The organism is Globicatella sanguinis NBRC 15551, assembly GCF_001552295.1.
In the GTDB taxonomy this organism is placed as follows: Bacteria; Bacillota; Bacilli; order Lactobacillales; family Aerococcaceae; genus Globicatella; species Globicatella sanguinis.
In genome coordinates this window covers 1-8,685 of the sequence record NZ_BCQX01000098.1, presented here as the reverse complement: position 1 = coordinate 8,685, position 8,685 = coordinate 1, and the positions used below count along the sequence as shown (strand labels likewise).

General features: G+C 35.1%; 6 protein-coding genes. 5 read left to right on the top strand and 1 reads right to left on the bottom strand.

Going from position 1 to position 8,685, the window contains the following annotated elements; genetic code table 11:
• Window positions 1-984 precede the first annotated feature (984 nt).
• Window positions 985-2,346, top strand: a complete 1,362-nt coding sequence (locus tag GSA01S_RS08080; RefSeq protein ID WP_066126471.1) for an FGGY-family carbohydrate kinase — start codon at window positions 985-987, stop codon at window positions 2,344-2,346.
• A 437-nt stretch (window positions 2,347-2,783) separates the two neighbouring features.
• On the opposite strand, the gene GSA01S_RS08075 is transcribed toward GSA01S_RS08080, so the two are convergent.
• The gene (locus GSA01S_RS08075; RefSeq protein WP_066126469.1) at window positions 2,784-3,566 is read right to left on the bottom strand and encodes a MerR family transcriptional regulator; all 783 of its coding nucleotides are present in this window, start codon (window positions 3,564-3,566) and stop codon (window positions 2,784-2,786) included.
• A gap of 160 nt (window positions 3,567-3,726) precedes the next feature.
• On the opposite strand from GSA01S_RS08075, the gene GSA01S_RS08070 reads away from it, so the two are divergent.
• The 4 genes from GSA01S_RS08070 to GSA01S_RS08055 all read left to right on the top strand — a co-directional run bounded on the left by GSA01S_RS08070 (window position 3,727) and on the right by GSA01S_RS08055 (window position 8,176).
• Entirely contained in the window at window positions 3,727-4,182 is a 456-nt protein-coding gene (locus tag GSA01S_RS08070; protein WP_066126467.1) for a hypothetical protein, read from the top strand.
• 116 nt (window positions 4,183-4,298) lie between these two features.
• Entirely contained in the window at window positions 4,299-5,681 is a 1,383-nt protein-coding gene (locus tag GSA01S_RS08065) for a L,D-transpeptidase family protein (protein WP_169792690.1), read from the top strand.
• Between the two features lie 307 nt (window positions 5,682-5,988).
• A complete protein-coding gene (locus GSA01S_RS08060) occupies window positions 5,989-6,894 on the top strand; it encodes an ABC transporter ATP-binding protein (protein WP_066126464.1) in 906 nt (301 codons plus the stop codon).
• Window positions 6,887-8,176: an ABC transporter permease gene (locus GSA01S_RS08055; protein ID WP_066126462.1), complete on the top strand. Its 1,290-nt coding sequence runs from the start codon at window positions 6,887-6,889 to the stop codon at window positions 8,174-8,176. Before GSA01S_RS08060 ends, GSA01S_RS08055 begins: the two co-directional genes overlap by 8 nt.
• Window positions 8,177-8,685: the final 509 nt, after the last annotated feature.

Here is an 8,685-nt window from a genome sequence, read left to right as displayed (position 1 = left end):
AGTTTGAGGCCACTCAACCACTGCGCTTTTAAATACCGATCAATCACTTGATTGAATTCGTCAACTTTATCCTCAACCTCATTAAGACGCAGGTTGAGGCCACTCAACCAATGCGATATAAATTAGCGAACACAACGTGATTGCATTTATAAAGTTTATGCCAATCCACGAAAACTCATGCAGAATTGATGCTTAACATTGCTAATCACAATAAACTAACTTTTTCTTAGTGTTACTCATAATAACGCATAGTCTTTATTTGTATCATAATTAAAAAATAAAATGGGAAGGGTTTAAGCAGAAAACTTTTTGGGAAAGTTTTTCAGAGTCACTTTCCTAAGAAAAGTGGAAAATTGGGATGAGTTATTTAATGGAGGAGGATCTGATTAGATTAATTAAGGAGTAAGAAAATAGAATGGAACCCCCAACTTCACAATCATAGTGTTTTCAATAGAGTGGAATTTGTTTTCAAGCAGTTTGGTTAAAGTGGATGAAAGCATTACATTTTGAGTTTATTCACAATCTGACAACTAAATTATGTTTGAAACAAGAATTGTCATTTTCATAATGTTTCATTTTGAGACACGAAAAGGGCATATTTTGACAGATATTTTCATTTTCATAAAATTTCGCGATCATAGTCGAGAAAATTTAATAAATCTTAATAATGTGTCTCATTTTAAGACATAGTTTGTGAATGAAAATGAAGTTGGTGAAAAGTGGGAAAAAAATGTGAGGGTGTTTAGAAGAAGAAGTGGAAATTCACAAATTGAAGTAAATGATTAAGATACATTTTTTTATATCTTTTTTCTGAAGTGCGACTCTTTTTATCGAAATATTGACTTTCATCTATTAAAAAATGGAGTTTAGTTAAATTTTCATATTGTAAAGTATCTAAAAATCAACCTTTGACAACCTTTTCAATCTATAAGATAATTGAATTAATTATTAGCAGTTATGATTTTATTTTATGAGGAGGGTATTATGAGTTATCGCTATACAATTAGTATTGATGTGGGGACGACGAACTTGAAGCTGGCTCGTTTTGATCATCAGTTGCAATTTGAGGAGGAATGGGCCTATCGTTATCAAGAGATTCGTTCGGATGGTTTGCATTATGAATTAAGTTGGTCTGAGATGCGGTTAGCAATTTTAAGGGGCTTACGTGAATTGAAGCCAGAATTTAACTATCGCATTGTGTTAACAACAGCGATGCATTCCATTTTATTGAGGGATGATGAGTATCATGATTTGACAGGGATTGTGACATGGGCGGATAAGCGGGGCCATCAAGAGTTATCTTTAATCGATGATGCGTTCAAAGATGACTTGTATTTAACAACCGGTACGCCGATTCATAGTATGAATCCATTTTACAAATTGTATTATCATTTACGTCAGCCTGTTTGGCATTCGGTAGCTAAAATCTATTCCCTTAAGGATTTAATTTTTGAATTTTTGACTGGTGAATGGTGGATAGATGTTTCAAACGCCAGTAGTTCGGGGCTCTATGATAGTCAGAGCGGCCAATGGAGTAAATTAGCGCTAGATAAATTGCAGTTAAACTTAGCGCAGTTACCGTTAGTTAAGGAATGTAATGCTGCGGCACCTTTATTAGCAGAATTTGATTTAGGTCAAGCAGAGGTTGTGATTGGAACGTCTGATGGGGTGTCGTCAAGTTTTGTTTATCGTAGTTTTAATGATTATGCGGTTTTATCTTTTGGGACGAGTCATGCAGTGCGGGTCATAGCGAATAAGATGAGAGTAGATCTTGATTCCATGAATTTTAGTTATATCATTGATCAGCAACACTGTTTAGTCGGCTATCCTAGCAATAATGCAGGCAATGTTTTAGATTGGATCTGTTCGGTGTATCAAACGAACTTTAAAGAGTTAGAGGCGGTTATTAAGACTAAAACACCTAGTAATTTAGTCTTTTTACCGTTTTTAAATGGGGAAAGAGCGCCTTTGTGGGACGAACAGGCGGTCGCAAAATTCATTGGTTTAGAGCGTCATCATCACCGCGAAGACTTGTTAATGGCGATGGTTTGTGGGGTGTTCTATAATGTGCGTCATAATGTCGAAAATTTAAGGGCCTTACATCATTTTAAAGGTATCGCTTTGACAGGTGGCTTGACTTATTCTAGAGTATCAGTGCAATTATTAGCTGATATTGTGGGGTTACCGATTTTAGTACCAAAAGACAATGCAGCAGAACGATTAGGAACGATTATGTTGGTGGATGAACTAACGATTCCGATTGCTTATGAAGCGATTGAACCCGATTTAAATCGTCATCAAGTATTCAATCTAAATTTTCAACATTATTTAGCCGAATTGTCATAAAATTAAGCGCCTGATTCTAGACAGAACCGGGCGCTTAAATATTAAAGTAACGGTGTTAATAGGCAGATGAAAAATTTCAATTCAACTATTAGAAATAACCGTCCTAATTGGCCGTTCACTTTAATATATTAGAATGAGTATCCTAATTGATAATTATTTTTAATTTTTAAAAATGCCAGGTAATAATCACAACAATTCTAGGTATTGCCATCAAATAGCACCACCCGTGCCAAGGTGAGCACCACCCGTGCCAATGTGAGCACCATCCGTGCCAATGTGAGCACCACCCGTACTACTATGAGTACCAGGCGTGTCAATTTTTGCTCCACTTGTGCCAAGAATTGCGCCATCTCACTTGATAGTACTTAAAGCCCTAATTCAGCAAAAATTTTCAAAAATAGTGACGGTAGCTCATTATTGATTGACGGTGATTCCCATCATTCTGCTTCGTCAAATTGAATTTCTAAGTGAGGTGAGAAGAGGTCGTAGTCATCTTCAAAGGTTTCTGTTACAAAAATACATTGTGGTTTGAATTGCTCTTCTATTTCGCTTATCCGCTCTGTTAAATCTTCGTAACAGACGTCTTCAATATGATTACGTTGTTCTGGGATGGTAACAATTTGCGGATGCTGTTGGGAGGGCAATTTTTCCAATTTTAAGCAAATGAAAGGCGTTTTTTGGCCGTACTCATAGCGGAGTAATAAGCCAATACGTTTGACTGGCAAGAGTCCTAATTCATTGAGTTGATCTTCAATTGCCATTAATTTGGTAAAATAATCCTCACTTAATATATGACCATCAAATGACTCGACCCAATAATGAGCCTCATCTAATACATAGTGTAAGGCGTGTTGTTGATGGATTTCTTGTGAGTGTTCAATTTCCTCTTGGATATAATGGATATAGTCTAATTGTTTTTGTGCTTTGGCAATCTTGGTTTCTACCAATGCTTTAGCATAATCAATTAAGTCTTTTAAGGCGATCGTTTCTCCTTTTTCATCGAGGTATCGTTTTAATTCTTTGAGTGGTACATCATTTTCGGTGCATAATTTAATAATTTGAACTAAGGTGACTTGAGCTAAACTATAATAGTGATAGTTATTATCCGGATTGACATATACCGGTTTTAGGATACCGATGGATTGATAATAACGCAAAGCTTTAACATGGGTTTGTGATATTTTACCTAATTGACTAATCGTTAATAAATACTGTTTCATTTGATAATCCTTTCTTTCAGTTGTTGATAATAGCTATAGTATACTGTCATTTTTGCCTAAATGTCTAAATAATTTATTAAGATGTCGACTTTTATTTGAGTTTTAATAATCAAACCGATATAATAATATCGTTACTAATCGTATTTTAAAGGAGTTAGCAATGAAGAAATTTTGGATTCTGCTCACAGCCGTTTTATTGTTGGCCGCTTGTAGTCAAGAATCGTATTTACCGTTCATCAATTTCGACTCTGCATTTGATACGAAAACACGATTCGAGAAAAAATATCAAACCAATGTGCAATCGATAGAAGGGACTTCCTTTGATTATCACGAATTCGAGAGCACACAGCGAATTGGTCAAGCAATTGATGGCAGTGTCAATTTTATCAGTTTACCTAATATTACGGTAGCTGAACTTGAACAATTAACGTTGGATTTTCGTTTGATCGATTTTGATAGTACGCTATTAAATGAAGACTGGTATTTATTTGAATCATTTGATATAGCGGGAGTTTATATGAAAGTTATGGATGAGCAATTCTATCATGTCATTTTAATTAAGGATGCAAGTTTACTTGATAATCCAGCTTTTCATGAATTGTTTAGGATTGAGTAATAGTAATCATTAACCAATCCTCATGGAAATTCATAAATATTTCATAATTTTACACTCCCTTTTTAAGTTTTTTTATGTTATGGTAAATGAGAGATAAATTGGATGGGGGAGAAAATTTGAAAAAAGTAGTCATTTCAGGGGTTGTTTCACTAATTACTTTAGGTCTAGGTTATCTAGGTGGAGTAGGCTATTATGCCGAAAAATTCACCCCTAACACAAGTTATGGATCGGTCAACATTGGTAATTTAACATTAGCGGAAGCTGAAAAACAAATCAATGAGGCCATTAATAAGGAAACAATTACCTTAACTGAAAAGGGTAAAGAATTAGGTAAAATTACGCTAGGTGATTTAGGAGTAGAAGTTGCACCCGATGAAATTTTAAAAGCAACCTATGAATCACAAGATCCAAGTCAATGGGTAGTAAATCTATTTGACGGCACTGAAGTTAAAAATGTTTTAGGACATAATGTAACGGTTGATTCGGAACAAGTCAAAGGTGCATTGGATAAATTAAATATTACGAATGATGGTCGGGAAAAAGCTGTCGACGCAGGGATTGATTATTCGGATGATAAAGGCTATTTCGTTGAACCTGGACAAAAGGGGACCGAGATAGATTATGATAAATTATCAGCAGCGATTGTTGATTCTTTAGAGCAAGATACTGGCAAGATTGAATTAGAATCGGTTTATGCAGACCCTAATATCGGTGAAGATAGCGAACAAGTAACTAAAACTATGGACTATATTAATCGGATTCTAGATACGAAGATTACCCTACAGGTGGCTGGTGATGATATTACGATACCTCGTGAAGAGTTACAAAAGTGGATTCATTTCGATGCCAACAATGATTTATATGTTGATGAGGAAATGGTTTATGCTTACGTTAATGCCTTAAATGATAAGTATTCAACAGAAGGTAAGGACCGTCAATTTGAAAGTACTTTGCAAGGAACAGTAACAGTGCCAGCAGGTATTTTAGGGTGGTCAATCGATGTGGATACAGAAGTACAACAAATCATTGCTGATATTCATAATGGGCAAGACGTCACTCGTAAAATGGCCTTTTATGGAGTAGGGAATCGTTTAGGTGAAAAAGATGACATTGGTAATACCTATGTTGAGATCGACTTAACGAACCAAATGATGTATTATTATGTAGATGGCGAAGTTCTGGTTGCCACTAATATTGTATCTGGTAAATATGGTACCGAGACAATTCCTGGCGCTAATGCGGTGATTGAAATGTTATATGACACCCATTTAGTTGGTTATAATCCGACTTTAAAAGTTGATTATAAAGTGCCGGTAGATTATTGGATTCGTTTTGACTATCAAGCGCAAGGGATTCATGACGCTAGTTGGCAATGGTCATTTGGAGGCGATACCTACGTGAATAATGGTTCTCTGGGTTGTATTAATACTCCTTTGGATCAAGTCGCGATTATCTATGCAAATATTACGTATGGTACACCGGTACTAGTATTCCATTAAAATAAATCAATACGACTAAGTGAAACCTTTTAGGGTGAAGCTTAGTTTTTTTTGTTTAGCTTATTTCTAAATTAAGCTACCTATCGTGCTCTAAAAATTATCGTAAAAGGTAATAATGACTGATAAAACTGCTAACGAAAGTTTATTTTGTTTTGTATGGTTTTATCAATCAAATATCCGTGTGAATAACTATGAGTATATTTAATAAAACTTTACAATATTTTACAATTTATAAATGGAAATCGATTGAAACAGCCTTTAATTAGTGATATGTTTATACTATCAAAATGGTCATGGAGGGAGATTTATGTTAGAAGTTAAACATCTTAGAAAGACATTTGGCGATTTAGTTGCTGTCGATGATGTTTCATTTACGATTGAACCTGGCACTATCATGGGAATCATCGGGCAAAATGGATCAGGTAAAACGACCATCTTTCGGATGATTTTAGATTTTTTAACCCCTGAAGGCAATGGAGAAGTGTTGTGGAATGGCGTCACACTAACCGATAAAGTATACAATACGGTTGGTTATTTACCAGAAGAACGTGGATTATATGAAAAGATGACCATTGAACAACAAATCGTCTATTTTGCTGAATTACGAGGAATGAAAAAATCAGATATTATTGACAAAATCGATGAATGGATGGTGCGGTTCAATGTCAAAGGGAAAAGAACTGATAAAATAAAATCACTATCCAAAGGGAATCAACAAAAAGTGCAATTAATTGCGACCTTAATTCACGAACCTAAATTGGTTATTTTAGACGAACCATTTAGTGGGTTAGACCCTGTCAATGCTGACTTCTTGAAAAAAGGGATTGTTGCCTTAAAAGATAAAGGTAGCTGTGTTATTTTCTCCAGCCATAATATGAATAATGTTGAAGAGATTTGTGATAAATTGGTCATGATTCATAATGGAAAACAAGTTTTATATGGTGGGATTGAAGAAGTACGTCAATCATTTGGACGCACTAAACTATTAATTGAAACCCCAGATTGGACGGAGGAACAATTAGCCACTCTTGAAGGTGTGAATGCTGTTAAACATCATTATACTGATCAATATTTATTAGAAATAGCGGATGAAACTTATGGAAAAGCGATTTTTGATCAAGTCACAAAAGGCAATTATGTACCAGTATTTTATCAACAAGCACCAACATTAGAAGAGATTTTCAAAATGAAAGCAGGTGAAAGTCATGAATAAAATGGGCATTGTGATTCGTGAAGTGTATCGTAAAAACGTATTTTCTTGGGCTTTTGTGTCAATGGTATTAGGTCCGATCTTGATGATTGGCGTTATTGGATTAATCGGATTTTTTATCGGTACAAGTAAAGAGGCCGAAAGTGTTGGTAATATTGGGATTGTGGGTGCGACTCAAGAGATTCAAACCGTCTTAGATCAATCAGCCTTAGGTAATGAATACACTTATTATGAAGCACAAAAAGAAGCTGAAACAGCTTTGGATGAGGGTGCTATTAACGGTTTTATTACCTTTGATTCTGTGGAAGCACCTATTAGTGGTAAATATTACCGCGAAAAAGTAGGTAAAGACATTGATGTGAATCAAATTCAATTAGTATTACAAGCCTATCAAACGCAGACCAGTATTGAAAATTTAGGGATCGATCCAGCGAAAATAGCTGAAATTGAAGCTCAACAAGTCAGCTTTGAAACAGTTAATTTAAATTTCTCCGAGTCAGGTGAAGTACAAGCTGATACCGCGGATCAAGATTTAAAAAGCGTCAGAACCGGTCTAGCTTATGCTGTATGTTTTGTAGTTTATATGTTCATCATGATTTATATCGGAATTATTTCTCAAGAAATAGCAACTGAAAAAGGCTCACGTATCATGGAAATCGTCTTGTCTAGTATTTCAGCAACACAACATTTCTTTGGTAAGATGATAGGGATTGGCTTAGTAATCTTAACTCAATTAGCAATCTATGTCGTGTTATTCTTTGTTGGGAGATTTTTCTTTAACCAAATGAATTTTGACTTATCATTTTTAAGCTTACCGTTCTCACTTTCTGATATGCTTTCTAAAGCGATGAATGACTTATTACTCGGAGGCCTTTTTGCTTTAATTGGTATCTTAACTTATTCATCATTAGCTGGTTTCTTAGGTTCCTTAGTATCGAAAGTTGAAGATGTCAACAAAGTTTCAGCACCCTTAATCTTATTAGGAGTAGTTGGCTTTTATATCGGTATGTATGCCTTAGCTTCAACAAATAATGCCATCGTCAAAATTGGATCATTAGTACCGTTCTTTACACCGTTTGTCATGCCTTTTAGAGTAGCGGCCGAAACGGTTACCAGTACTGAGATTCTCTTATCGATTGTCATTACGATTGTCTTTATGGTGATTTGTTTATGGGTATCGGCAATGTTCTATAAGAGTAATGTCTTGGTAACGAGTGATAAAGGTTTATTAGCGACCTTGAAACGTTCTTACCAATTGTTAAAATCAGAACGCAAACACAACTAATGTATAAAGAATTCATTATCCTTACTGACTGTTAATAATAACGGCAGTAGGGATATTTTTTCATTATTTGGCTAACGCTACAGGACCTGAACGAAGTAGCTCCCCAATAAAGCTAATTTGACTAGTACGATCTGTTAACCGAAGTATTAGTCAATTAGCTACTGCCAACTACTATTGAACTTTAATGAATGAGCAAACCTCAAGAATTTAAGTCTTCCGGTTCTGTGAAGCAAACCGAAACACAAAGCCATTGTTTTTTAATCACAATTAGCTACCGTCTTATACATCCGCAATCTTTATGCTATCTTTCCCGAAGGTGAAAGGCCTCAGAAGAAATGTTTCTTGCGGAAAATTTCAACCACTTAAACCTCTCTCTTTCTCTTTTTTTATGAATGATTAAACGTTAGCTTGTGAGTCTTTATTAGTAACGCGTTCAGCAAAAAAATAAGTTAGTGGATTGTTATTAGCAATGTTAAACATAAATTCTGCATGAGTTTTCTTTTCACTTT

What these genes read in the sequence shown, in the direction of transcription:
- GSA01S_RS08080 (WP_066126471.1), top strand. Translation starts at nt 985, where the DNA reads ATGAGTTATCGCTATACAATTAGTATTGATGTGGGGACGACGAACTTG.
- GSA01S_RS08075 (WP_066126469.1), bottom strand. Translation starts at nt 3,566, where the DNA reads ATGAAACAGTATTTATTAACGATTAGTCAATTAGGTAAAATATCACAA.
- GSA01S_RS08070 (WP_066126467.1), top strand. Translation starts at nt 3,727, where the DNA reads ATGAAGAAATTTTGGATTCTGCTCACAGCCGTTTTATTGTTGGCCGCT.
- GSA01S_RS08060 (WP_066126464.1), top strand. Translation starts at nt 5,989, where the DNA reads ATGTTAGAAGTTAAACATCTTAGAAAGACATTTGGCGATTTAGTTGCT.
- GSA01S_RS08055 (WP_066126462.1), top strand. Translation starts at nt 6,887, where the DNA reads ATGAATAAAATGGGCATTGTGATTCGTGAAGTGTATCGTAAAAACGTA.